This window comes from Ochrobactrum sp. WV_118_8 (genome assembly GCF_039631535.1).
GTDB classification, from domain to species: domain Bacteria; phylum Pseudomonadota; class Alphaproteobacteria; order Rhizobiales; family Rhizobiaceae; genus Brucella; species Brucella anthropi.
The window spans coordinates 865,775-888,620 of the sequence record NZ_JBDIUZ010000001.1 but is presented as its reverse complement, the minus strand read 5'-3'; the positions used below and the strand labels follow the sequence as shown (position 1 = coordinate 888,620).

Here is a 22,846-nt window from a genome sequence, read left to right as displayed (position 1 = left end):
CAGAATGCCGCCCGCCCATAGCACATTTTGTAAAGAAGGGCGAAGTCTTTTCCGGACTCCGCCCATCGCACGATTACTTGATGCGCGGCAGCTGTTCCCACTGGTGGAACGGCGGTGGCGACGAGAGCTGCCATTCCAGCGTGGTTGCGCCTTCACCCCATGGGTTTGCACCGGCTTCACGTTTCTTCGCAAATGCCTCGAAGACATTGTAGAGGAAGATCAGGACTGCGAAGCCCGAAATATAGGAGCCGTAGGACGACACCATGTTCCAGCCTGCATAGGCATCCGGATAGTCGATGTAACGGCGCGGCATGCCAGCAAGACCGAGGAAGTGCTGCGGGAAGAAGACCAGGTTCACGCCAACGAAGGTGACCCAGAAATGCAGCTTCGCCGTAAACTCATTGTACATGTAGCCGCTCATCTTCGGGAACCAGTAGTACCAGCCCGCGAAGATCGCAAACACCGCACCCAGCGACAGAACGTAGTGGAAGTGCGCCACAACGTAGTAGGTGTCGTGCAGTGCGCGGTCGAGACCGGCATTGGCGAGCTGAACACCCGTCACACCACCGACCGTGAACAGGAAGATAAAGCCGATTGCCCACAGCATCGGTGCGCGGAACGTGATCGAACCGCCCCACATCGTCGCGATCCACGAGAAGATCTTGATACCCGTCGGAACAGCGATGACCATCGTGGCGAACACGAAGTAACGCTGCGTGTCGAGTGACAGGCCAACCGTATACATGTGGTGAGCCCAGACGACGAAGCCCACGACACCGATTGCCACCATGGCGTAAGCCATGCCGAGGTAACCGAAGATCGGCTTGCGCGAGAAGGTCGACACGATGTGGCTGACAATGCCGAAGCCCGGCAGGATCAGAATGTACACTTCCGGATGCCCGAAGAACCAGAACAGATGCTGGTAAAGGATCGGATCACCACCACCATCCGGCGTGAAGAAGGTCGTTCCGAAATTGCGATCGGTCAGCAGCATGGTGATGCCACCTGCCAGAACCGGCAGCGAAAGCAGCAGCAGGAATGCCGTCACCAGAACAGCCCAGGCGAAGAGCGGCATCTTGTGCAGCGTCATGCCCGGAGCGCGCATGTTCAGGATCGTGGTGATGAAATTGATCGCGCCGAGAATCGACGAAGCACCGGAAATGTGCAGCGCCAGAATGGCGAAATCGATTGCCGGACCAGGCTGGCCGGTCGTCGATAGCGGCGGATACAGTGTCCAGCCGCCACCGGGGCCCCAACCACCGGGTGCCGAAGGCATGAACAGCGAGATCATCAGCAGCAACAGCGCAGGCGGCAGAAGCCAGAACGAGATGTTGTTCATGCGCGGGAAAGCCATGTCCGGCGCGCCGATCATCAGCGGCACCATCCAGTTGGCAAAACCACCGATCAGCGCGGGCATGACCATGAAGAAGATCATGACCAGAGCATGCGCGGAGGTGAACACATTGAACATCTGCTTGCCGGCATCAAGCGCGGCATCGCCCTCAACACCGTAAACCATGGACGCCAAGCCATGGAAAATCTGGATGCCCGGTTCCTGGAGTTCAGCGCGCATCGCGATCGACAGGGCGCCGCCGATAATACCGGCGATGATTGCAAAAATCAGGTACAGGGTACCGATGTCTTTATGATTGGTCGAGTATACCCAACGAACCCAGCCGTGCGGCTTGTGGTCGTCGTGAGCACCATGCTCGTGAGCTGCTGTGCCAGCCATGGAATTCGCTCCCGTTTTTCAACAGTCTTGGCGTTCGGGATCAGAGACCCGCCGCAGCCACTTTATCGTTTGCGCCACCTTCAACAGCGGCCTGAAGCGCCTTGTTCGCGCCGTTCAGATCCGATCCCGCAGCGGCGATCCAGGTCTGATATTGCTCTTTCGAGACAACGCGCACGGCGATCGGCATGAAGCCATGATCCTTGCCGCAAAGCTCAGAGCACTGACCGTAGTAGAGGCCTTCCTTGTCCGCTTTGAACCAGGCTTCGTTGATACGACCCGGAACAGCGTCCATCTTCACGCCGAAAGCCGGAATGGTCCACGAATGGATCACATCGGCAGCAGTGACGAGAAGACGAACCGTTTCGCCGACCGGAACCACGACTTCATTGTCGACGGCCAGAAGACGCGGATAACGCGCGCGGTCTTCCTTGCCGGCAGCGGCGCGATCGCCATCCTTCAGAAGAAGGGCATCAAAGCTGACCGGATTATCGACCTGATATTCGTAACCCCAATACCACTGATAACCTGTCGCCTTGACCGTCAGCGTCGGATCTTCCGGCGAATACTGCGCCGTCAGAAGCTGGAAAGACGGAACCGCCAAAAACAGAAGAATGATCACAGGCCCGATGGTCCAGACCACTTCAATAGCGGTATTGTGGCTGGTTTTGGATGGCTCCGGGTTCGCGCTCGCACGAAAGCGAAACACCACCCAAAGCAACAAGAACAGAACCAGCAAGGTAATTGGAATGATAAACCAGAGCGTATAGCGCTCAAACCAATGAATCTGTTCGGCAATTCCAGTCGCTGCGTCCTGAAATCTCCATTCCCAGGGACGGGGCTGGTCCGCAAAAGCGGCACCAGTCGTCCACAGCACTGCAAGAGCGCCGCCGAAGGCGCTCTTCGTTGTGGCAACAATCTTATCCACCAGAACTCTCTCCCTTTTCGCCCTTTCGAGCTGGACGCCGGACGCTAAAGACGGCCGCATCCCCCGTCGGCGTTCAAACCACACCTTAGCGCACACCGCAAGGAAGGCGAATATGTTCCTGTGCGGCATTTTTGCGCGCAGTCCATGTGGGAAAGAGCGAATGTCCGAGTTTAATCAATGCGCCGGAGCTGCTCGTTTTCACCGTGAAAACTTGGGAAAACCGTACGAAACCCATAATGAAGCCATGATTTGACAAGACGTTTCCTTTAACGTGCCGCGTGACAATCGACGCAACAGACGGTATCACCGTTGCTATGATGGCCAGGACTGATAATCGCCAATCACGGCGCTTTTCATGGCCAATGCAGCGCGTTAACGTCCCGGTGATTCGATCTGGAGATTTCATGACTTTTCGCATGCTTGCCCGCCGCACGATCAGCCAGCGCCTCGCAACTCTTGCAACAGGCGTCAGCTTGACGCTTGCCGTTGCAACGCTTCCTTCGGCTGCTCAGGAAACACCGGCGCAGTTACAAACCCCACAAGAGGCCCCTGCTGCCCAGTCGCAGGCGGCTCCGAGCAGCCCGCAGCAGAGCGGCAAGCTCAAGTCGCAGCATGGCGCATGGTCCGTTCTGTGTGATACGCCTGCGGGCGCCAAGACTGAGCAATGCGCGCTGATCCAGAATGTGGTCGCCGCAAAGCGCCCTGAACTGGGTCTTTCGGTCGTCGTTCTCAAGACAGCAGACAACAAGGCGCGCATCCTTCGCGTTCTGGCGCCGCTAGGCGTTCTGTTGCCCAACGGTCTTGGCCTCAATGTCGACGGCAAGGATATCGGTCGCGCCTATTTCGTCCGCTGCTTCGAAGACGGCTGCTACGCCGAAGTGATCCTAGAGGATGAACTTCTCAAGACATTGCGTTCCGGCAAGGCTGCGACCTTCATCGTCTTCCAGACGCCGGAAGAAGGCGTGGGCATTCCTGTCGATCTCAAGGGGTTCGGTGAAGGCTTCGACGCGTTGCCTTGATCACAACTGAGATGACCGGTTGTTCTCAACCGATTTAAGGCTTACATCCTGCAGCAAACACATGCTGCAGGATTTATTTTATGAAAAGCCTGATCGACAGTTTCGACGCCAGCCGCGACGATATCGAGCGTCTTATCGCCCAAAGCCTGAAGGGCAGCGACGACGGAGAGCTCTTCGTGGAATATCGCGAGGCGGAGGCGCTTGTTTTCGACAATGGTCGTCTCAAGACCGGCTCCTTCAATCAGGATCAGGGATTCGGCCTGCGCTCGGTCGCAGGCGAAGCAATCGGCTATGCCCACGCGGGCGATCTTTCGCTTGCCGCCTTGAAGCGCGCTTCCGATGCGGTTTCTGCAACCCTTAAGGGCTACGGCGGAAACTATTCGGCGGCACCTGCCGGCACCAACCGTCACCTTTACACGGATGAAAACCCCATCGGTTCGCCGACATTCGATTCCAAGGTGCAGCTTTTGCAGCAAATAGACGCCTATCTGCGTGCCAAGGACCCGAAAGTACGTCAGGTTTCCGTTTCGCTCGCAGGCTCGTGGCAGCAGGTCGAAATTCTGCGCGCCGACGGTCATTTCGTACGCGATATACGACCCATGGTGCGCCTGAGCGTTGCGGTAGTGGCAGGCGATGGCGACCGTCAGGAATCAGGTTCGCATACGGTTGGCGGACGCAAGGGCTTTGGCGAGTTCATCACCGCTGAAAGCTGGCAGCATGCCGCCGATGAGGCATTGCGTCAGGCCCTCGTCAATCTGGAAGCTATCCCTGCCCCGGCAGGCACATTCGACATCGTTCTGGCCAATGGCTGGCCGGGTGTGATGCTGCATGAAGCCGTCGGGCACGGGTTGGAAGGCGACTTCAATCGAAAAAAGACCTCTGCCTTTGCCGGTCTGCTTGGACAGCAGGTTGCCTCCAAGGGTGTCACGGTCGTCGATGACGGCACGATTGCCGAGCGCCGGGGTTCGCTGACCATTGATGACGAAGGCACCCCGACCAATCGCACCGTGCTGATCGAAGACGGCAAACTCGTCAATTATATGCAGGATCGCCAGAACGCCCGCCTGATGGGCATGGAAGCTACCGGCAATGGACGCCGCGAATCCTATGCTCACGCACCTATGCCGCGCATGACGAACACCTACATGCTTTCCGGCGACAAGACGCCGGAAGAGATCATCGCCTCCATGAAAAAGGGCATCTATGCCGTTTCCTTTGGCGGTGGTCAGGTCGATATCACCTCCGGCAAGTTCGTGTTCGGCTGTACGGAAGCCTACATGATCGAGGACGGCAAGGTCGGCGCGCCGATCAAGGGAGCGATGCTGATTGGCAATGGTCCGGATGCGATGCAGCGGATTTCGATGATCGGCAACGATATGAAGCTTGATACGGGTAGCGGCAATTGCGGCAAGGGTGGTCAGTGGGTACCTGTCGGCGTCGGCCAGCCGCATCTGCGCATGGATCAGGTAACAGTGGGAGGCACGGCTGTATAAGAGCCCTGCCGTCTTCCGCGCTTTCGCTCAGATGCCTGCTTTTTAGTGTCATCTAACTTGCAGATATCACCGGTAAAGTGCAGGCTATCAGGGTAACAGCCTGCATAGCGATATTCGATGTCAGGCCGATCTGGAGAGAGGAATGCCTGAATCGCCTTACGACTGGACGGGCAAGCGAACGGAAAAACGTGACCGGCAAAAGCGTATGCTGGTCGTGACAGCCATCACGATGGGCGCACTCATTCTTGTCCTCGGCATGGTGGACGGCCTGCTGATCCTGCTAGGCTGATATGCTGCCGATTTACGAAATCGATTGTGCCGGGATAGAAAACCCTGACGATCTTTGGCGACGGTATCTTTCCGCTGTTCCAGCCCAAGACCCGGAATCCTTCGGTTACACACTCGACTCATTCTGGGACGCTGTGCAATGGCAAGGTCCAGGCTGGCCCGGTGAATGCGAACTCGTTTTCAGGAACTCCGAAGCTCTGGGCAAATTGAAAACACGCGGCGGCAAGCCGTTTCTAGAAGCGTTCAAACGCCTCGTGAGCGAAACAGATAGAATCCAGATTAAACTGGAGTTTTGACAATGACTTACGATGAAATCTTGAAAGAAGAAGATCTTCAATTCCCTTGGCGCTTAAAACCCTTGCTCAAATGCAGAGATAACCAAGACTACGGAAGTCAATCATGGAGTTACTATGCTTACTCTTATGATAGAGCATTTGAAATAATGGCTCGCCATACACTTGAATATCCCATTAATAATCAAAGCCTTACTATCCCACTTTTCTATTTAGCGAGACATAGTATGGAGTTAGCGCTCAAAGAAGCATTGCGCGAAATTGCTCATATTGGAGTTGATGACGCGCGAACAGACGAGCATGATCTCCTAAAGCTATATGATGACCTTCAAAAAATACTCAAAGATAACGGCGTCAACGACGATGGGCGGTGGAGCAATCATTGTCGGCGAATTCTCACTCACATACACAGCGCCGATCCCAAAGGAGAACACTTCCGTTATCCCGCGGCGCTAAACGGCAACGTCTTTCCAGAAGTGACAGTGAACATCGAAGGGCTTATTCGCGCGCATTATCACGTGACATTACTTGCCGACTGCGTAGTAACTATGCTTCAGGAAAATCGCAATTACGAACTACCCTATTAAATAATTAAGTACCCGGATTTTCTTCCAGCAAACCGGTCACGAAATCGAACAGACCCGGGCGGCGGTCACGGCGAAGACGTTCAGCTTCAATGATCGACTTGATGGCCGCAAAGGAGCGATCAAGATCTTCATTGATGACGATATAATCGTACTTCACCCATTTCTGGATTTCAAAACGCGCATTCTGCAAACGGGTCTCGATGACATCCGCCGTATCTTCCGCGCGACGGTTCAGGCGCTGCTGCAATTCGCGCATGGTGGGCGGAAGAATAAAGATCGACACCACATCGGCTGGCATCTTTGCTTGCAACTGGTCTGCACCCTGCCAGTCAATGTCAAACAGCATATCCTGACCGTCAGCCAGCGCGATCTCAGCCGTTTCGCGCAGCGTGCCATAGAAATTGCCATGGACCTCGGCCCATTCGATCAGCTCATCATTGTCACGAAGGCGTTCAAACTCGCGGATCGTCTTGAAATGGTAGTGAACCCCTTCGATCTCGCTCGGGCGGCGCTGGCGCGTCGTCACACTGATCGACAGCGAGAGGTTCATCTTCTTGTCTTCCAGCAACAGCCGGGCAATGGTGGACTTACCGGCTCCGGATGGCGACGAGATCACCACCATCAAGCCTCTACGTGCGACGCCATTTTCAACCGAAGAGATGGCCATGATACCTGTTACTCCAGATTTTGTACTTGTTCGCGAAACTGGTCCACGACTGCCTTCAGTTCCAGACCGATGGCTGTGATCGACGCTGCATTCGATTTGGAACACAGTGTATTAGCTTCACGATTAAATTCCTGTGAAAGAAAATCGAGCTTGCGCCCGACGGGGCCACCATCCGCCAGAAGCTTGCGGGCGGATGCCACATGGGTCTCCAACCGGTCAAGCTCTTCCTGAATATCGGCCTTGGTCGCCAGAAACGCCGCTTCCTGATAGAGCCGCGTCTCATCAAGCTCGCGTGCGGAATCCATCAGCAGCGCCACCTGTCCAGCGAGACGGGCCTTGATCGCGTCTGTGCTCCGCGACGGGTCGCGGCGGGCATTCACGGTCAGGCGCTCGATACTGTCAACATGCGCGGACAGAATAGTGAAAAGAGCCTTGCCCTCCTGCTTGCGGGCATCGGCGATTGCTTTCAGCGTTTCCTCAAAACCTGAGACGACGGCAGCTTCCAGTCCGCCGCGCTCGTCTTCGTCATCAGCCATCTGTGCCTGATCGATGATACCGCGCAACGAAAGAATGCCGTCTACGCTGGCGGGGGCCAGTCCGTGCGTTGCCTGCAAATCCGCACCGAGCTTCAGGATCTCGGCGAGCATGGCCTGATTGATGCTGAAACCAGCCTGTGCCTCGCTGCGCTCCACACTGAGGCTTGCCTGAAAATTGCCACGCGAAAAATGACGCGCCAGCATGGAGCGTACAGGATGTTCGGCGGCTTCAAGGCCTTGCGGCAGACGCAGCCGAAGGTCGAGCCCCTTACCATTGACGGAACGCACTTCCCAGATGATGCGCGCTTCTCCGCCTTCCATGGCATGTTGCACGGCATGGCGTGCAAAACCGGTCATGCTTTGGAGCGCCATGCGTTCCATCCCCTCAACTCACGCCCGCGACAGTGCGGACTTACTCTAAAAACCAATCCGAAGCCGGTGGCGAACACCGGCTTCGGTTACACATTCTCAAACTCACCAAAGCCGTAGCGAAAAGCTACTGCCCCGCGCTTTGGTTTGTATTGCTGCCGCTATTGTTCTGTTGCTCGATATTCTTTTGCTGCTCCACGGAGCGCCATTTACGGACGTTGGCGTTGTGTTCCTGCAGCGTCTTCGAGAACACATGGCCACCCGTGCCATCGGCAACGAAATAGAGGTCTTCCGTATCCAGCGGATTGGCGACAGCTTCCAGCGCAGCCTTGCCCGGATTGGCAATCGGCGTCGGCGGAAGACCGTTGATCACATAGGTATTGTAAGGTGTCGGCTTTTCGATGTCCGACTTGAAGATCGGCCGATCAGAAGGTTTGCCAGCTCCGCCGAACAGGCCATAAATAATGGTCGGATCGGACTGGATGCGCATGCCCTTCTTCAAGCGATTGACGAAGACCGACGCCACATGCGGGCGTTCCGACGCGATACCGGTTTCCTTTTCAACGATGGAAGCCAGCGTCACAAATTCGTTCTTGTCCTTGATCGGCAGGTCGGAACCACGCTTTGCCCAGGCGTCGTCCACGAGCTTCTTCTGGGAGGCGACCATACGATCGATGATTTCCGAACGCGTCGTGCCACGCGTGAAATTCAGCGTATCGGTGAAGAGCGAACCTTCCGGCGGCATGTCCTTCGGCATGTCACCAACCAGTGTCGGATCAGCCGAGATACGATCGAAAATCTGCTTGACCGTCAGACCTTCTGGAATGGTCAGCGGATACATGATGGATTTGCCGCTGATGAGGATATTCATCACATCGCGCATCGAAGCGCCCGCCGGGATGGCGTATTCGCCCGCCTTCAGATCATTTTCATGACCGAGCGTCCGCATCCCATAGCGGAAAATACGCGCGTCACTGACGATTTCACGATTTTCCAGGCTGTTGGAAACTTCGGCGATACCAGCGCCGCGCTTGACGAGAAACGTCGTTTCGGCAGTAAGCGGACCTTGTCCGTCAAACTGCATCTTGCCGAAATAGAACAAGGCCGACGCGCCGAGCAGAACAAGCACGACCAGCGACAGCATGAAATTCATGAAAACCACGATCTGGCTGCGGGCATGGCGCGAACGCTTGCTCGGCGGCGGCGTTCCCGGCTCGGGACGCAGAGCTTCAGACGCGGATTTCGGCACGAACGGCTTTGAAGTCGCGTTCGTTTCCTGCGTCACGCCCTTGGGCAGTTCGTCTGCAGGGGGTGTTCCGGATGGCGCCTCTGAATTCACTCAATCACCTCGGTCCAGAGTATTTCGTTAGTTTGAACCAAACCACGAGAAAGGCTCTGTCTATCTATTTTGGCGAACCTCCCGACACATTGTGCCGAATGCCCGCCCAGAACGGCTTTTTGCACTTATTTTCGTCAGAGTGGCTGAAACTCTTCGGAGTCGTAACCACACTAACCGCTGTTCGCGATTTTAAACATCGCATCCGGTTTTATTTTGGCAAAAACGCGGAGAAATCCCCGCGTTTTTTTTAAATTCGATATTCTATTTTCAGCGATACCGATCAGGAGTATCGGCGCAGGACCAGCGAAGCGTTGGTTCCGCCAAATCCGAAGGAGTTCGACAGAGCCACATCGATCTTGCGTTCACGCGCCTTGTGCGGAACCAGATCGATCTTCGTCGAGACAGCCGGATTATCGAGATTGAGCGTCGCCGGCGCAATATTGTCGCGGATGGCAAGCGTCGAGAAAATCGCTTCGGCTGCACCGGCAGCACCAAGCAGATGGCCGATAGCCGACTTGGTCGAGGACATCGAAATCTTCGATGCAGCATCGCCAACCACGCGCTCTACAGCGCCGAGTTCGATGGTGTCAGCCATGGTCGACGTGCCATGGGCGTTGATGTAGTCGATCTGGTCCGGCGTGATTTCAGCGCGCTTCAGAGCAGCGACCATGCAACGTTCGGCACCCTCGCCGCTCTCGGTCGGAGCAGTAATGTGGTAAGCATCGCCCGAAAGACCGTAGCCGATAACTTCCGCATAGATTTTCGCGCCACGCGCCAGTGCGTGTTCCAGCTCTTCGAGAACCACAACGCCCGCACCTTCGCCCATCACGAAACCGTCACGGTCTTCGTCATAAGGACGGGAAGCTGCGGTCGGATCGTCGTTACGCTTGGTGGACAGCGCCTTGCAAGCGGCAAAGCCTGCCAGCGAAATGCGACTAACCGGCGATTCCGTTCCACCAGCAACCATGACGTCCGCATCGCCGAAAGCGATCAGACGGGCTGCATCGCCGATAGCATGTGTGCCGGTTGCACAAGCCGTTACAACCGAATGGTTTGGGCCGCGCAGCCCGTGCTTGATCGAAACATGGCCGGAAGCCAGATTGATCAGGCGGCCAGGAATAAAGAACGGAGAAATGCGGCGCGGGCCTTTGTCGCGCAGCGTGTAGCCGGCCTCGACAATACCTTCGATACCGCCGATGCCGGAACCGATGAGAACACCAGTACGGACCTGATCCTCGTCGCTTTCAGGATGCCAGTCGGCATCGTCCAGCGCCTGATCGGCAGCGCCGACAGCATAAACGATGAAAGGATCAACCTTACGCTGTTCCTTGGGCTCCATATGGAGGTCGGCGTTGAAGGTGCCATTGGTGCCATCGCCAACCGGAATGCGGCAGGCTATCTGGCAGGCCAGATCGTCAACTTCAAATTCCGTGATGCGGCGAGCACCGCTTTCACCGGCAATAAGACGCTTCCAGGTCTCTTCGACACCGCTGGCAAGCGGCGACACCAGACCAAGACCGGTGATGACGACACGCCTCATATCCACCCCTTAAAACTTTGTTATGTCACGAACACCGCCCCGCAGGCTTTAACCGGCAGAACATATGTCCGGGCCTGACTGGAAGGGATGGTGCTCCAATTGTTGAAACCGGAGCCTGCCATGTCGAACACGATCTTCGATCATTGTTCCGGCAGTTTCACAAACAGGCCGCTGAACGGCCTTTGTGCATATTCGTTCTGATCGTGACCACGAAAGAAACGACCAAAAACAAGCAGGGCTGGGATTCGTGAGAACCCCAGCCCGATGCCCAAGTTCAGATTAGGCGGCAGCCTTGTCGATGAACTTCACAGCGTCGCCGACCGTAAGGATCGTTTCGGCGGCGTCGTCAGGAATTTCAACGCCGAATTCTTCTTCGAAAGCCATGACCAGCTCGACCGTGTCGAGGCTGTCTGCGCCGAGGTCATCGATGAAGCTTGCGCCTTCCGTGACCTTGTCGGCATCTACGCCCAGATGTTCAACAACGATTTTCTTGACGCGCTCTGCGGTATCGCTCATGTCGGAACCTCGACCTGTGTGTTTGTTGCTCTGCCTTGGTTAGCGGCATGCAGGATTGTAATCAAGTTATAAGATGTCTGCCAAGTTTCGAGCGAAGCCGCCCGGACAGTCATCCTGTGGATATTCCTTTCGGAACAGGATCGCGGCACTTCTACTCAGAATGCCGCAATTCTCGATGGGCGCATTACCATGCTTCTTGAGCAAGGCAAAGCGCCTTTTCCTTCTTCAGCCCCCGTATTAAGGCATTTTATACCATAATAGGGAGAAGAAGGAGGGTTAGATCATGGCCATGCCGCCATTGATGTGCAGGGTCTGGCCCGTCACATAGGCAGCCTGGTCGCTTGCCAGATAGACAACCGCCGCTGCAATATCACCACCAACGCCCATGCGCTTCATGGGGATATTGCTCATAATCGCTTCCTTCTGCTTTTCGTTCAGCTTGTCGGTCATGGCCGATTCGATGAAGCCCGGAGCGATGCAGTTAACCGTTACATTGCGGCTGGCGATTTCCTGCGCCAATGACTTGGAGAAACCAATGAGGCCCGCCTTCGACGCGCAATAGTTTGCCTGACCCGGATTGCCGGTCACGCCAACAATCGACGTGATGTTAATGATACGACCCTTGCGGCGACGCATCATCGGATGGGTCAGCTCACGCGTCAGATTGAATACCGACGTCAGGTTGACGTTGAGAACCGCATCCCAGTCTTCGTCGCTCATGCGCACGAACAGACCGTCGCGGGTAATGCCGGCATTGTTGACGAGAATGTCGACGCCGCCCATTTCCTCTTCTGCCTTCTGACCGAGAGCCTTCACAGCTTCACGATCAGAAAGATTAGCCGGGAAGATGAAGGTGCGATCACCAAGTTCAGCGGCAAGCTCTTTCAGCTTTTCTTCGCGTGTGCCGTGCAGGCCGACGATTGCGCCCTGCGCATGAAGAGCGCGGGCAATCGCTTCGCCAAGACCGCCGGTTGCGCCGGTTACCAGAGCCTTGCGGCCAGTCAGATCAAACATGCGAAATCCCTTTTAGCTTCTCAACTTCCATCGCATAATCTTATCCGAAAAGTCTGCAACTTTTCGGGATCAAGCGCCGAGAACAGCAAGCGCTGCTTCGATCTCTTCAGCCGAACCAACGGCGGCGCCAGTCACATCCTTCGAGATGCGGCGCGCCAGACCAGTCAGAACCTTGCCTGAACCTACTTCATAAAGCGTGGTGACGCCATTGGCCGCAAACCATTCGACCGTTTCGCGCCAGCGCACCTGACCTGTAACCTGCTCAACCAGCAGATCCGCAATCTCGTTGGCGTCGGTAACCGGCGCTGCACGCACATTAGCGATGAGCGGCACAATCGGATTGTGCTTTTCAACCGAAGCAAGCGCTTCACGCATTGCCTCACCAGCAGGGCCCATCAAGGTCGAATGGAAGGGAGCGGATACGGGCAGCATGATGGCCCGCTTGGCACCCTTTTCGGATGCAAGCCTGGCAGCCAGTTCGACCGCAGCCTTTGAACCGGAAATAACGAGCTGTCCACCACCATTATCATTGGCGATCTGAACCGAGCCGGATGCCTTGGCTTCAGTGCAGACAGCTTCTACGTCGCCATGCTCAAGGCCGATGATCGCAGCCATCGCGCCTTCGCCAGCGGGAACAGCCTTCTGCATCGCATTGCCGCGAATGCGCAGGAGACGCGCCGTATCGGCAAGCGAGAATGTTCTGGCTGCGCAAAGTGCTGAATATTCACCAAGCGAATGTCCGGCAACGTAGGAAACCCTGTCTTTCAACGAAAAACCGCGCGCTTCCATAACACGCAACACAGCCATCGAGACGGCCATCAGCGCAGGCTGGGCATTGGCGGTCAGCGTCAGCACGTCTTCCGGCCCTTCGAACATGGTAGCGGAAAGCTTTTCGCCCAGTGCCGCGTCGACTTCATCGAAAACGGCGCGCGCTTCAGCGAACTGTTCGGCCAGAGCCTTGCCCATACCCACAGCCTGGCTGCCTTGTCCGGGGAAAGTAAATGCTACCGCCATTGATGCCTCGTTCTGGTTTTAAGCATATGATAACGTCGAAACCGATATCCGTTTTCGCCAACATGCCCTGCAATTAAATGCACAATTTGGCGGGATGTGCCTCAGTGAGGGCAGCAAAGTCAAGTATTTCCCGGTTTTTGTGCGGTTTGCGCCTTGCAAAGCCGGGGAAAAACACGTAATAGCCGCCCGTTCATTGCTCGGCACCAGCTGGGGGCTGAACGGAGGGCCGGTTGTTTGTGCAGTTAAATTCACGAACATCCGTAGAAGTCACAAGCGCTTCTGCCTCCCGTGTCTCCGCTCTCGATCGTCTCAGTGAGCGTCCTTTCTTCACCGGTTTTCCGGCAAAAGAGAAGTCGCAGAGGCTTAGCCGTTGGTGTCGGCATGTTGTAACAGAAGAAAGGCAAAGCCAATGGCTCTTTATGAACATGTGCTTCTTGCCCGCCAGGACATTTCCCAGCAGCAGGTCGACGCTCTCGTCGAACAGTACAAGGGTGTCCTCGAAGCTAATGGCGGCAAGGTCGGTAAGGTCGAAAGCTGGGGTCTGCGTCCCCTCACCTACCGTATCAAGAAGAATCGCAAGGCGTATTACACGCTCGTAAACATTGACGCTCCGGCTGCAGCCGTTGCCGAAATGGAACGCCAGATGCGCATCAACGAAGACGTTCTTCGTTTCCTCACCGTTCGCGTTGAAGAACACGAAGAAGGCCAGTCGGCCATGCTCACCCGCCGTGACGACCGTCGCGAACGCGATGGTGATGATCGTCCGCGTCGTCGTGAAGGCGGTTTCGACCGTGGTGATCGCGGTGACCGTGGTGATCGCGGCCCACGTCGCCCACGCGACAACGAAGCTGGTGAAGGAGCATAATCATGGTTGATATCAATCAGATCCCGACCCGTCGTCCTTTCCATCGCCGTCGCAAGACGTGCCCGTTCTCCGGCGCAAACGCACCGAAGATCGACTACAAGGACATCAAGCTTCTGCAGCGTTACATTTCCGAACGCGGCAAAATCGTTCCTTCCCGTATTACCGCTGTCAGCCAGAAGAAGCAGCGTGAACTCGCCAAGGCGATCAAGCGCGCTCGTTTCCTCGGCCTGCTGCCTTACGTTGTGAAGTAAGAACAAGATTCTGGGAGGCGTTCTCGCAGAGATTGCCTCCCAACCCCTTCCTTCATTGCGATGGGCGCAATGAAGCGTAATAAAAACCCAAGTTGGGGCAGCGGCCTCTAACTGCGCGAACCGGCAAGACCGGAGCAGGACAGCGAAACTGATGAAATTCAATGGAACCATTATCGGTATCGGCATATTGGCGGGGCTTGCCTCGGCCTTGATGTCGTCCGGCGTCATCGCCCAGGGTGGTGCGATGGCTGCTATGGCCATGGTTCTCTACTTCCTGACACCACTTCCCATCTTCGTTGTTGCCCTTGGCTGGGGTTCGAGCGCCGGTATCGTTGCCGCCGCCACAGCTACGGTTGCCGTCGGCGTTGTCGCCGTCCCGCTTGCAGCACTTCTGATGGCATTGACCAGCTTCATTCCCGCAGCAACCGGCGCCTATCTGTCCGGACTCGCGCGGCCAGCCGAAGAACTCGGCGGACCGCAGGATGTTCTGGTCTGGTATCCGCTTTCAGACATTGTGTTTCGGCTTGCCATGATGGTGGCGCTCAGCTTCATCGTCATCGGTGCGATCCTGGGCTTTGGCCCGGACATGGCGCGCGAACTCGCAAATACGCTTATCGACCGGGTTGCCGAAGCCGATCCGCAGTTCACGGCCAGCGATGACATTCGCAGCAATGTAACGTCGCTTCTGATGGTCGCCTTGCCTGCAATCCAGCCGGCAACCTGCCTCGCAATTCTCGTTGGCAATCTTTATCTGGCACAGCGCCTGATCTCCATGTCGGGTCGCCTGCGCCGTCCGCGTGATGACTGGCCCGCAACACTGCGTATGCCGCGCCCGGCCTTGCTCGTCTTCGCGGTCGCTCTTGCGGTTGCATTTGTTCCCGGCGGCGCCGGATTGATCGCAACCGTCGTTGCAGGCGCGCTTAGCGCTGGTTTCATGATGTCAGGTCTTGCCATCATGCATTTCCGCACACGCGGCAAGGTGTGGCGCCCGGTAGCGCTGTGGCTCGCTTACTTTGCGATCATACTCTTCGCATTCCTGCTTTTCATCTTCATGGTTCTCGGACTTTTCGACACTTCGCGCGGCGCGCCGGTCTCGAAAATGCCGGGCGCTGACAGTCAGTAACCGAATCAGAAACTCGAAAGGAAACTCCAATGGAAGTCATTCTTCTGGAACGCATTGGCCGCCTCGGCCAGATGGGCGAAACCGTCAAGGTCAAGGACGGCTATGCTCGTAACTTCCTGCTCCCGCAGGGCAAGGCTCTTCGTGCCAACGAAGCCAACAAGAAGAAGTTCGAAGGCCAGCGCGCTCAGCTCGAAGCCCAGAACCTGGAGCGCAAGAACGAAGCTCAGGCCGTCGCTGAAAAGCTCAATGGCGAAAGCTTCATCGTTGTGCGTTCGGCTGGTGAAACCGGCCAGCTCTACGGCTCCGTTTCGACCCGTGACATCGCCGACATCATCTCAGCCAATGGCTTCACCCTGCACCGCAACCAGGTTGAACTGAACCATCCGATCAAGGCGATCGGCCTGCACGAAGTCTCGATTTCGCTGCATCCGGAAGTTCAGGTTCAGGTTACGGTCAACATCGCACGTTCGACCGAAGAAGCCGAACGTCAGGCAAAGGGTGAAGACCTGACCTCGATCGAAGCCATCTACGGCATCGAAGAGCAGCCTCTGTCGGAAGAAGTTTTCGACGAAGAGGACGAAGCTGAAGATCAGGCTTAATTTAGCCACCTATTATCTATGGGAATGCAAAGCCAGACAGTCCGCATTCCCATCGTGGTAAACTTTATATGATCGTGCCCGGCGGCCTCCGCCGGGCATTTTCTCTTTTCAGATCGGCAAAACTCCTTATTCTACATATTAGTATTGGATTGGAGAGGTGCTGACGGAAACGTCCGCGTTGCTTGGGCATTACTCCCGAGGCCGATTGACCGAGGGGATATTGCCTGAAAATCTGATGACAGAGCGGCTCTGATACTTATGCACCGCCGCCTGCCATGCAAACGCATGGACGTACGCCTGCTTCGATCCCCAAGAGGAGATGGGGCCGATGTATGGAATGATGCGTACTGTTATTTCGCATATGATTAAAACCGGCGACCTAACGGTCACCGATTCTAGTGGTGCGCTTACCCGGTACGGCGACAGGACTGGCGAACCAGTTCATATACACTTCAAGACAAAGCACGCCGAGCGGGCCGTAGCCCTCGATCCGGAGTTGAAACTCGCCGAGTGTTTCATGGATGGCGAGATCGATTTTCTAAACGGCAACATCTACACGCTGCTTCAGGTTGTGTTCGAGAATACCGGACCGACTGCGGCGACCGAACCGTGGATGAAAGCTCTGGCGAAGCTGCGTATTTTTTTCCGCCGCTTCCAGCAGATGAACACGATTTCGCGGTCTTCAAACAATATCAAAAGTCATTATGATCTTTCCGGTGAACTCTACGACCTGTTTCTCGATCCGGACAAGCAGTATTCCTGCGCCTATTTCGATCCACCAAACGCTACACTCGCCGAGGCGCAGCTTGCCAAAAAGCGCCATATCGCGGCGAAATTATTGGTGAAGGAGGGCGACAAGGTGCTCGACATTGGCTGCGGCTGGGGTGGTATGGGGCTCTATTTGGCTCGTTATCTCAAGGCCAATGTCACCGGCGTAACCTTATCCGAAGAGCAGCATGCCATTGCTAATCAGCGAGCGCAGGATGAAGGACTGGCTGACCGTGCGAAGTTCGAATTGACCGACTATCGCAACATCGACGACAAGTTTGACCGGCTGGTATCGGTTGGCATGTTCGAGCATGTTGGTGTCGGGCATTTCGCCGAGTATTTCCAGCACGTCGCTCGCCTGATGAAGCAGGATGGCGTTTTCCTTCTGCATGCCATCGGACGTGCCGATGGGCCGGGAGCGACCAATCCGTTCATCCGCAAATATATCTTTCCGGGCGGGTATATTCCGGCACTTTCTGAGGTTCTACCGCATATCGAAAAGGCCGGGCTCTATGTCACCGACATAGAAATCCTGCGGCTTCATTATGCGGAAACGCTCAAGGCTTGGCGGGAAGCGTTCATGGCCAATCGCGACAAGGCCAAGGCGCTTTATGACGAGCGTTTCTGCCGCATGTGGGAGTTTTATCTGGCTGCGTCTGAAAGCGCTTTCCGCTGGCAGAACATGATGGTGTTCCACATTCAGATCGCCCACAAACAGGAATCCGTTCCGCTAACCCGCAACTATATTGAGGCCGAGGAAAAGCGTCTCAAGCGCCTCGACAGCGCGCCCAAAGGCGCCAACAGCGAGGGGCGGGCCGTCAAGAAAAGCATGAACGCCTGAGGTGAAGCCGATCTGCTATAAATAAGGCGGGCCGTTCCGTTGGAGCAGCCCGCTTTCTCTGATCTTATTCCGGCTTTGGCACGCCTGCTTCCCATTTGTCCCAGTGGGTGACGATGTCGCTCACGACCGGAGCGCCGACGAGGTAGATGTTTTCGACCGTTTCCGCAACCCCCCCTGCCGTTTCGCCCGGCGCTGGATCCAGATGCTGCAGCGTGGTTTCTTTCGGATTTCCCTGATCGAAGTTTACCGAACCACGCAGGCTGAGGATGCGGTCTGTACCGTGCTGCCGCTTGATAACGAGCGCAAGCGCTGCGGCTTCCATCTCGGTGGCGAGATAGTCGTCGGCACCATAGAGCTTGGCTATATACTGAGCCTCTTTCGACAATCCGGGACCATGGAAAAATGTATCTCCGGTCATATGCGTGCCCGTCTTCAATGCCGGTTTCGCCTGCGCAGCCTTGTCGGGATAACGCATGCGATACGCCTGGGCCTCCGGCGAATCGCGAAGCTCCGCATTGGAGCCCAAACGCATTGCCGCTGCGACCAAATCAGGATCAAGCTTGAAAACACGATACTCTTCATATCCCTTTCGTGGGATGAAGACCGGTTCGCCCGGCTTGCCTTCTTCCGGTGCCCAGCGATGGCCCAAATCGTAATCGACGAGCCACGTCGCCCAGCTGACATCACCTATCGTTCCGCGTGAAGGTGGCGTGCCTGCCACACCGGACAGGATGTAATAAGTTTTAGAGAAGTCGAAGGCTGGGTCGAGCATGATTGCCTGCATGCTGGCCGAGGAGTTCACCTTACCCATGCCGAGAACTGAGCCGCATACACCGTCAACGTTGCAATAAACGGGTTTCAGCGCCCCTTTGACTTCGATGGGCCTCGCATCCTTCCAGTAATGCTCGTACCACCGTTGAAACTCACCGGCCCGGTCGCCACTGTTCTGACCGATCTCGAACATGGCGGCGATAAACACTTTGACCTTGATCGGTTCCGAGGCTGCCAACGAAGCCGTTGACGAAGAAAAGAGAGCCAATGCTGTCAGAAGCCAGGCTGCAATGGTGCGGTGTCGCATGAATATTCCTCGTGAATGTAAGCCGGGCTTTGCTTTGAATGCCCGCACAAATCAGGGAGCTTTGGGTTGGGAGAAGATTAATATTGCCGATTGCTCCCCGCAATCTCCGTCAATAGGAAGTGCATAAAGGCAACGCCTGAACTGTGGATCAGTGTGAATCATGGTATAGGTTTTCTCTTCCAGCAGGAATCATCCGAAGCTGCGTTGCGTTTGGCATCGCTTGAGGGCTAGCTGGGTGCATCAGGGACAGGATTAAGAATCATGGCGGAAGCGGCGGTACGCAAACTCGACGATGCGCGGGATCAGAAAGACGCGCTTTATCGGGAAGCACCCCATAATATTGAAGCGGAACAGGCGCTGCTGGGCGCGATCCTGATCAATAACGATGCCTTTTACCGGGTATCGGACTTCCTCAAGCCAACCCATTTCTTCGAGCCGCTGCATCGTCGCATCTATGAGATCACGACTGACCTCATTCGCGTCGGCAAGATGGCCAATCCCGTAACGATGAAGACCTTCCTGCCTACCGAAGGCAAGGTGGGTGATCTCACGATCTTCCAATATGTGACTCGCCTCGCAACCGAAGCCGTCACCATTATCAATGCCGAAGATTACGGCCGCGCGATTTACGATCTGGCGACGCGTCGCGCGCTGATTGGCATTGGCGAGGACATGGTGAACGTTGCCTATGATGCGCCTGTCGACATGGCACCGCAGGAGCAGATTGAAGACGCCGAACGCCGCTTGTTCGAGCTTGCCGAAACAGGGCGTTATGATGGCGGTTTCCTGCCCTTCAAGGATGCAGTGACCACAGCAGTTGACATGGCCAACGCCGCCTTTATGCGTGATGGCCATCTTTCGGGTGTTTCCACCGGAATCCATACGCTCGATGGCAAGATGGGCGGTCTACAGCCTTCCGACTTGATCATCCTTGCAGGCCGTCCGGGTATGGGCAAGACCTCGCTTGCCACCAACATCGCATTCAACATCGCCAACGCCTACGAAGGCGAACAGCAGGCCGATGGTAGCGTAAAAGCCATAAATGGTGGCGTCGTCGGCTTCTTCTCGCTCGAAATGTCGGCGGAACAGCTTGCAACCCGTATCATTTCCGAGCAGACGGAAGTCTCCTCTTCAAAAATCCGTCGTGGTGACATCACCGAAACCGATTTCGAGAAGCTTGTCGCCTGCTCGCAGGTGATGCAGAAAATCCCGCTCTATATCGACCAGACCGGTGGTATCTCGATTGCGCAGCTTGCAGCACGTGCACGCCGCCTGAAGCGCCAGCGCGGTCTCGACGTTCTGGTGATCGACTACGTGCAGCTGATGACCGGTTCGTCGAAAGCTTCGGCACAGAACCGCGTGCAGGAAATCACCGAAATCACTACCGGCCTCAAGGCGCTCGGCAAGGAACTGAACGTTCCCATTATCGCGCTCTCACAGCTCTCCCGTCAGGTGGAAAGCCGCGATGACAAGCGACCACAGCTCTCCGATCTTCGTGAATCGGGCTCTATCGAGCAGGACGCCGACGTGGTGCTTTTCGTGTTCCGCGAGGAATATTACGTCAAGAACCTCGAACCGCGTGACGAATTCGATCCGAAATATGAAGAATGGAAGCAGCACTTTGAAAAAGTGCGCGGCACTGCTGACGTCATCATCGCCAAGCAGCGTCACGGGCCTACCGGCACCGTCAAGCTCGCCTTCCAGTCTGAATTCACGCGATTTGCAGATCTGGCCGAAGGTTCCTATCTCCCGGAACAGTATGAATAAGAAGATCACGATCAAGACGGAGCGCGTCTGATGGCCAAGGCGCGCGTTCAATTCATCTGCCAGAATTGCGGCGCGGTTCATTCGCGCTGGGCGGGCAAGTGCGATTCCTGCGGCGAGTGGAACACGCTTGTCGAGGAAGGCACCAATAGCGGCATCGGGTCTGGGCCCGGCGCCATGTTGTCCAAGCGCAAAGGTCGCGCCGTCGCCCTCACCTCCCTGTCTGGCGATATTGAAGATGCGCCGCGGATCATTTCCGGTATCAGCGAGCTTGACCGGGTTACCGGCGGCGGATTCGTGCGCGGTTCAGCCCTTCTGATCGGCGGTGATCCCGGCATCGGCAAATCCACGCTTTTGACGCAGGCTGCAGCCGCCCTTTCCAATCGTGGCCATCGCATTGTCTATGTTTCGGGCGAAGAAGCCGTCGCGCAGATACGTCTACGCGCGCAGCGTCTCGGCGTGGCATCGTCAGCGGTTGAGCTCGCCGCAGAGACCAATGTCGAAGACATCATTGCCACCATTTCTGATACCAAGCGACCCGATCTCGTCATCATAGATTCGATCCAGACGCTCTGGACCGATATGGCGGATTCTGCTCCCGGCACGGTCACGCAGGTGCGCTCGTCGGCACAAGCCATGATCCGCTATGCCAAGCAGACTGGTTCCGCAGTCGTACTGGTGGGACATGTTACCAAAGACGGCCAGATTGCAGGCCCTCGTGTGGTCGAACATATGGTCGATGGTGTCCTCTATTTCGAAGGTGAAGGCGGACATCACTATCGCATCCTGCGCACGGTGAAGAACCGTTTTGGCCCGACCGACGAGATCGGTGTCTTCGAGATGTCCGATGGTGGGCTGCGTGAGGTTTCCAACCCGTCCGAGCTTTTCCTCGGCGAGCGTAACGCCAAGGCTCCAGGTGCAGCTGTCTTTGCCGGCATGGAAGGCACGCGCCCGGTGCTGGTGGAGATACAGGCGCTTGTCGCCCCCTCCTCGCTCGGCACCCCGCGTCGTGCGGTCGTCGGCTGGGATGGCGGACGACTTGCCATGATCCTCGCCGTGCTCGAATCGCATTGCGGCGTTCGTTTCGGCCAGCATGATGTCTACCTGAATGTCGCGGGCGGTTATCGTATCAGCGAGCCTGCCGCCGATATAGCTGTGGCTGCTGCACTGGTTTCATCCATGGCCGGTATTGCCCTTCCGCCAGATTGTGTTTATTTCGGCGAAATCAGCCTTTCCGGTGCTGTTCGTGCGGTAACGCATGCAGTACAGAGGCTCAAGGAAGCCGAGAAGCTCGGTTTCCGGCAGGCAGAAGTGCCCGGCGGCAGCGGCGAACTTTGGAAAGATCGCAACTTCCGGCTTATGGAAACTTCGGCTCTGCCCGACCTTGTTGCGCGCATCGCGGCTTCAGGCTCCGGAAAGAAGCAATAAATCTGGAGTTTTATGACTGGAAGAATCTGTCAACCTTCCGGTGATAAGCTCCAGCATCTTTGACTGCCCTGCGTATTAAAGTGATTGCGCATAATAACTGAGGACAGGCAGAATGCCGATAACCATGCTTGATGGAATTCTACTCGGGATAACGCTGGTTTCAGCCGTTTTGGCGATGGTGCGCGGTTTTTCCCGCGAGGTGCTGTCGCTGGTATCGTGGGCGGCAGCGGCCGCTGCGGCCTACCTTTTCTACCAGCCGGTTCTGCCTTTCGTGCAGCCCTATATTAACAACGAAACCATCGCGAAGATTGCCGCCGCTGGCGCCGTCTTCCTCGTCGTGCTGATCGTCGTTTCGCTGATCACCATGAAGATCGCCGATTTCATCATCGACAGCCGTATCGGCGCGCTTGACCGCACGCTCGGCTTCCTGTTCGGCGGCGTGCGCGGTGTGCTTCTCGTTGTCGTTGCCATGCTGTTCTTCAATTGGCTCGTCCCGACGAACCAGCCAGCCTGGGTGACGAACGCGAAATCGAAGCCAATGCTCGATTCGTTCGGCCAGCAGCTGATCGACCTTCTGCCGGCTAATCCCGACCAGATGATCGACAAGTTCAAGCCACAGCATAATGTTCCGGCCTCTGGCGAGCAGGAAGAAGCGCCTGTTCCGGACGATACACCTGCACAGCAATAAGCTGTTCCAAGAAATCGAGAAGCCGCCAGCCCTGCTGGCGGCTTTTTCAATTCTGGAGGCAAAAGCCGACAGATGTGAAATAGCCAAAATGACGCTTACACATTGTCAT

General features: G+C 56.2%; 23 protein-coding genes. 13 read left to right on the top strand and 10 right to left on the bottom strand.

All coding sequences use genetic code 11. The features are described 5' to 3' along the window. Nucleotides 1-73: 73 nt before the first annotated feature. On the bottom strand, nucleotides 74-1,732 hold the full coding sequence (gene ctaD / locus ABDF71_RS04200) for a cytochrome c oxidase subunit I (protein WP_010658398.1): 1,659 nt from the start codon (nucleotides 1,730-1,732) through the stop codon (nucleotides 74-76). A gap of 40 nt (nucleotides 1,733-1,772) precedes the next feature. Continuing rightward, nucleotides 1,773-2,657 carry a cytochrome c oxidase subunit II gene (gene coxB / locus ABDF71_RS04195; RefSeq protein ID WP_012090847.1) on the bottom strand — a complete coding sequence of 295 codons (885 nt, stop codon included), beginning with the start codon at nucleotides 2,655-2,657 and terminating at the stop codon, nucleotides 1,773-1,775. Between the two features lie 404 nt (nucleotides 2,658-3,061). Here coxB and ABDF71_RS04190 point away from each other — a divergent pair, with 404 nt between their 5' ends. The 5 genes from ABDF71_RS04190 (at nucleotide 3,062) to ABDF71_RS04170 (ending at nucleotide 6,337) form a co-directional block, all read left to right on the top strand. Continuing rightward, nucleotides 3,062-3,676 carry an invasion associated locus B family protein gene (locus ABDF71_RS04190; RefSeq protein ID WP_151615808.1) on the top strand — a complete coding sequence of 205 codons (615 nt, stop codon included), beginning with the start codon at nucleotides 3,062-3,064 and terminating at the stop codon, nucleotides 3,674-3,676. Between the two features lie 80 nt (nucleotides 3,677-3,756). Next, complete coding sequence (gene tldD / locus ABDF71_RS04185) at nucleotides 3,757-5,169, top strand: metalloprotease TldD (protein WP_151615809.1); 1,413 nt, start codon at nucleotides 3,757-3,759, stop codon at nucleotides 5,167-5,169. 142 nt (nucleotides 5,170-5,311) lie between these two features. Then, complete coding sequence (locus ABDF71_RS04180; RefSeq protein WP_158304317.1) at nucleotides 5,312-5,458, top strand: hypothetical protein; 147 nt, start codon at nucleotides 5,312-5,314, stop codon at nucleotides 5,456-5,458. Nucleotide 5,459: 1 nt separating this feature from the next. Further along, on the top strand, nucleotides 5,460-5,753 hold the full coding sequence (locus ABDF71_RS04175) for a barstar family protein (RefSeq protein WP_040129769.1): 294 nt from the start codon (nucleotides 5,460-5,462) through the stop codon (nucleotides 5,751-5,753). A 2-nt stretch (nucleotides 5,754-5,755) separates the two neighbouring features. Then, a complete protein-coding gene (locus ABDF71_RS04170) occupies nucleotides 5,756-6,337 on the top strand; it encodes a hypothetical protein (protein WP_151615810.1) in 582 nt (193 codons plus the stop codon). Between the two features lie 4 nt (nucleotides 6,338-6,341). Here ABDF71_RS04170 and gmk read toward each other — a convergent pair whose 3' ends face one another. The 7 genes from gmk to fabD form a co-directional block, all read right to left on the bottom strand. After that, a complete protein-coding gene (gene gmk, locus ABDF71_RS04165; RefSeq protein ID WP_012090842.1) occupies nucleotides 6,342-7,004 on the bottom strand; it encodes a guanylate kinase in 663 nt (220 codons plus the stop codon). 8 nt (nucleotides 7,005-7,012) lie between these two features. Then, a complete protein-coding gene (locus ABDF71_RS04160; RefSeq protein WP_012090841.1) occupies nucleotides 7,013-7,912 on the bottom strand; it encodes a YicC/YloC family endoribonuclease in 900 nt (299 codons plus the stop codon). Between the two features lie 124 nt (nucleotides 7,913-8,036). Further along, complete coding sequence (gene mltG, locus ABDF71_RS04155; RefSeq protein WP_012090840.1) at nucleotides 8,037-9,248, bottom strand: endolytic transglycosylase MltG; 1,212 nt, start codon at nucleotides 9,246-9,248, stop codon at nucleotides 8,037-8,039. A gap of 280 nt (nucleotides 9,249-9,528) precedes the next feature. Continuing rightward, nucleotides 9,529-10,788 carry a beta-ketoacyl-ACP synthase II gene (gene fabF / locus ABDF71_RS04150; RefSeq protein ID WP_010658390.1) on the bottom strand — a complete coding sequence of 420 codons (1,260 nt, stop codon included), beginning with the start codon at nucleotides 10,786-10,788 and terminating at the stop codon, nucleotides 9,529-9,531. A 279-nt stretch (nucleotides 10,789-11,067) separates the two neighbouring features. Continuing rightward, nucleotides 11,068-11,304: an acyl carrier protein gene (locus tag ABDF71_RS04145; RefSeq protein WP_040129773.1), complete on the bottom strand. Its 237-nt coding sequence runs from the start codon at nucleotides 11,302-11,304 to the stop codon at nucleotides 11,068-11,070. 276 nt (nucleotides 11,305-11,580) lie between these two features. Continuing rightward, nucleotides 11,581-12,318, bottom strand: coding sequence for a 3-oxoacyl-[acyl-carrier-protein] reductase (gene fabG / locus ABDF71_RS04140; protein WP_012090839.1), 738 nt, complete (start codon nucleotides 12,316-12,318; stop codon nucleotides 11,581-11,583). Nucleotides 12,319-12,387: 69 nt separating this feature from the next. After that, nucleotides 12,388-13,332, bottom strand: a complete 945-nt coding sequence (gene fabD, locus ABDF71_RS04135; RefSeq protein WP_012090838.1) for an ACP S-malonyltransferase — start codon at nucleotides 13,330-13,332, stop codon at nucleotides 12,388-12,390. A 409-nt stretch (nucleotides 13,333-13,741) separates the two neighbouring features. On the opposite strand from fabD, the gene rpsF reads away from it, so the two are divergent. From rpsF to ABDF71_RS04110, 5 genes are all read left to right on the top strand, one after another. Beyond that, the gene (rpsF, locus tag ABDF71_RS04130) at nucleotides 13,742-14,197 is read left to right on the top strand and encodes a 30S ribosomal protein S6 (protein WP_010658387.1); all 456 of its coding nucleotides are present in this window, start codon (nucleotides 13,742-13,744) and stop codon (nucleotides 14,195-14,197) included. A gap of 2 nt (nucleotides 14,198-14,199) precedes the next feature. Beyond that, nucleotides 14,200-14,448: a 30S ribosomal protein S18 gene (rpsR, locus tag ABDF71_RS04125; RefSeq protein ID WP_006466219.1), complete on the top strand. Its 249-nt coding sequence runs from the start codon at nucleotides 14,200-14,202 to the stop codon at nucleotides 14,446-14,448. A 151-nt stretch (nucleotides 14,449-14,599) separates the two neighbouring features. Beyond that, complete coding sequence (locus ABDF71_RS04120) at nucleotides 14,600-15,571, top strand: DUF2232 domain-containing protein (RefSeq protein WP_012090837.1); 972 nt, start codon at nucleotides 14,600-14,602, stop codon at nucleotides 15,569-15,571. Between the two features lie 29 nt (nucleotides 15,572-15,600). Further along, nucleotides 15,601-16,170: a 50S ribosomal protein L9 gene (rplI, locus tag ABDF71_RS04115; protein WP_012090836.1), complete on the top strand. Its 570-nt coding sequence runs from the start codon at nucleotides 15,601-15,603 to the stop codon at nucleotides 16,168-16,170. 328 nt (nucleotides 16,171-16,498) lie between these two features. Beyond that, entirely contained in the window at nucleotides 16,499-17,779 is a 1,281-nt protein-coding gene (locus ABDF71_RS04110) for a cyclopropane fatty acid synthase (protein WP_012090835.1), read from the top strand. Between the two features lie 64 nt (nucleotides 17,780-17,843). On the opposite strand, the gene ABDF71_RS04105 is transcribed toward ABDF71_RS04110, so the two are convergent. After that, nucleotides 17,844-18,857 (bottom strand): purine-nucleoside phosphorylase, encoded by a 1,014-nt coding sequence (locus tag ABDF71_RS04105; protein ID WP_151615812.1) that lies wholly within the window; start codon nucleotides 18,855-18,857, stop codon nucleotides 17,844-17,846. Between the two features lie 261 nt (nucleotides 18,858-19,118). Here ABDF71_RS04105 and ABDF71_RS04100 point away from each other — a divergent pair, with 261 nt between their 5' ends. The 3 genes from ABDF71_RS04100 (at nucleotide 19,119) to ABDF71_RS04090 (ending at nucleotide 22,737) form a co-directional block, all read left to right on the top strand. Beyond that, the gene (locus ABDF71_RS04100; RefSeq protein WP_012090833.1) at nucleotides 19,119-20,624 is read left to right on the top strand and encodes a replicative DNA helicase; all 1,506 of its coding nucleotides are present in this window, start codon (nucleotides 19,119-19,121) and stop codon (nucleotides 20,622-20,624) included. Between the two features lie 30 nt (nucleotides 20,625-20,654). Beyond that, the gene (radA, locus tag ABDF71_RS04095; protein ID WP_012090832.1) at nucleotides 20,655-22,049 is read left to right on the top strand and encodes a DNA repair protein RadA; all 1,395 of its coding nucleotides are present in this window, start codon (nucleotides 20,655-20,657) and stop codon (nucleotides 22,047-22,049) included. Between the two features lie 112 nt (nucleotides 22,050-22,161). Then, on the top strand, nucleotides 22,162-22,737 hold the full coding sequence (locus tag ABDF71_RS04090) for a CvpA family protein (RefSeq protein ID WP_012090831.1): 576 nt from the start codon (nucleotides 22,162-22,164) through the stop codon (nucleotides 22,735-22,737). Nucleotides 22,738-22,846: the final 109 nt, after the last annotated feature.

What these genes read in the sequence shown, in the direction of transcription:
- ABDF71_RS04170 (WP_151615810.1), top strand. Translation starts at nt 5,756, where the DNA reads ATGACTTACGATGAAATCTTGAAAGAAGAAGATCTTCAATTCCCTTGG.
- ABDF71_RS04090 (WP_012090831.1), top strand. Translation starts at nt 22,162, where the DNA reads ATGCCGATAACCATGCTTGATGGAATTCTACTCGGGATAACGCTGGTT.
- ABDF71_RS04175 (WP_040129769.1), top strand. Translation starts at nt 5,460, where the DNA reads ATGCTGCCGATTTACGAAATCGATTGTGCCGGGATAGAAAACCCTGAC.
- radA (WP_012090832.1), top strand. Translation starts at nt 20,655, where the DNA reads ATGGCCAAGGCGCGCGTTCAATTCATCTGCCAGAATTGCGGCGCGGTT.
- ABDF71_RS04190 (WP_151615808.1), top strand. Translation starts at nt 3,062, where the DNA reads ATGACTTTTCGCATGCTTGCCCGCCGCACGATCAGCCAGCGCCTCGCA.
- ABDF71_RS04110 (WP_012090835.1), top strand. Translation starts at nt 16,499, where the DNA reads ATGTATGGAATGATGCGTACTGTTATTTCGCATATGATTAAAACCGGC.
- fabF (WP_010658390.1), bottom strand. Translation starts at nt 10,788, where the DNA reads ATGAGGCGTGTCGTCATCACCGGTCTTGGTCTGGTGTCGCCGCTTGCC.
- ABDF71_RS04105 (WP_151615812.1), bottom strand. Translation starts at nt 18,857, where the DNA reads ATGCGACACCGCACCATTGCAGCCTGGCTTCTGACAGCATTGGCTCTC.
- rpsR (WP_006466219.1), top strand. Translation starts at nt 14,200, where the DNA reads ATGGTTGATATCAATCAGATCCCGACCCGTCGTCCTTTCCATCGCCGT.
- ABDF71_RS04160 (WP_012090841.1), bottom strand. Translation starts at nt 7,912, where the DNA reads ATGGCGCTCCAAAGCATGACCGGTTTTGCACGCCATGCCGTGCAACAT.
- ABDF71_RS04145 (WP_040129773.1), bottom strand. Translation starts at nt 11,304, where the DNA reads ATGAGCGATACCGCAGAGCGCGTCAAGAAAATCGTTGTTGAACATCTG.
- ABDF71_RS04180 (WP_158304317.1), top strand. Translation starts at nt 5,312, where the DNA reads ATGCCTGAATCGCCTTACGACTGGACGGGCAAGCGAACGGAAAAACGT.
- fabD (WP_012090838.1), bottom strand. Translation starts at nt 13,332, where the DNA reads ATGGCGGTAGCATTTACTTTCCCCGGACAAGGCAGCCAGGCTGTGGGT.
- rpsF (WP_010658387.1), top strand. Translation starts at nt 13,742, where the DNA reads ATGGCTCTTTATGAACATGTGCTTCTTGCCCGCCAGGACATTTCCCAG.
- ABDF71_RS04100 (WP_012090833.1), top strand. Translation starts at nt 19,119, where the DNA reads ATGGCGGAAGCGGCGGTACGCAAACTCGACGATGCGCGGGATCAGAAA.
- ctaD (WP_010658398.1), bottom strand. Translation starts at nt 1,732, where the DNA reads ATGGCTGGCACAGCAGCTCACGAGCATGGTGCTCACGACGACCACAAG.
- ABDF71_RS04120 (WP_012090837.1), top strand. Translation starts at nt 14,600, where the DNA reads ATGAAATTCAATGGAACCATTATCGGTATCGGCATATTGGCGGGGCTT.
- gmk (WP_012090842.1), bottom strand. Translation starts at nt 7,004, where the DNA reads ATGGCCATCTCTTCGGTTGAAAATGGCGTCGCACGTAGAGGCTTGATG.
- fabG (WP_012090839.1), bottom strand. Translation starts at nt 12,318, where the DNA reads ATGTTTGATCTGACTGGCCGCAAGGCTCTGGTAACCGGCGCAACCGGC.
- rplI (WP_012090836.1), top strand. Translation starts at nt 15,601, where the DNA reads ATGGAAGTCATTCTTCTGGAACGCATTGGCCGCCTCGGCCAGATGGGC.
- tldD (WP_151615809.1), top strand. Translation starts at nt 3,757, where the DNA reads ATGAAAAGCCTGATCGACAGTTTCGACGCCAGCCGCGACGATATCGAG.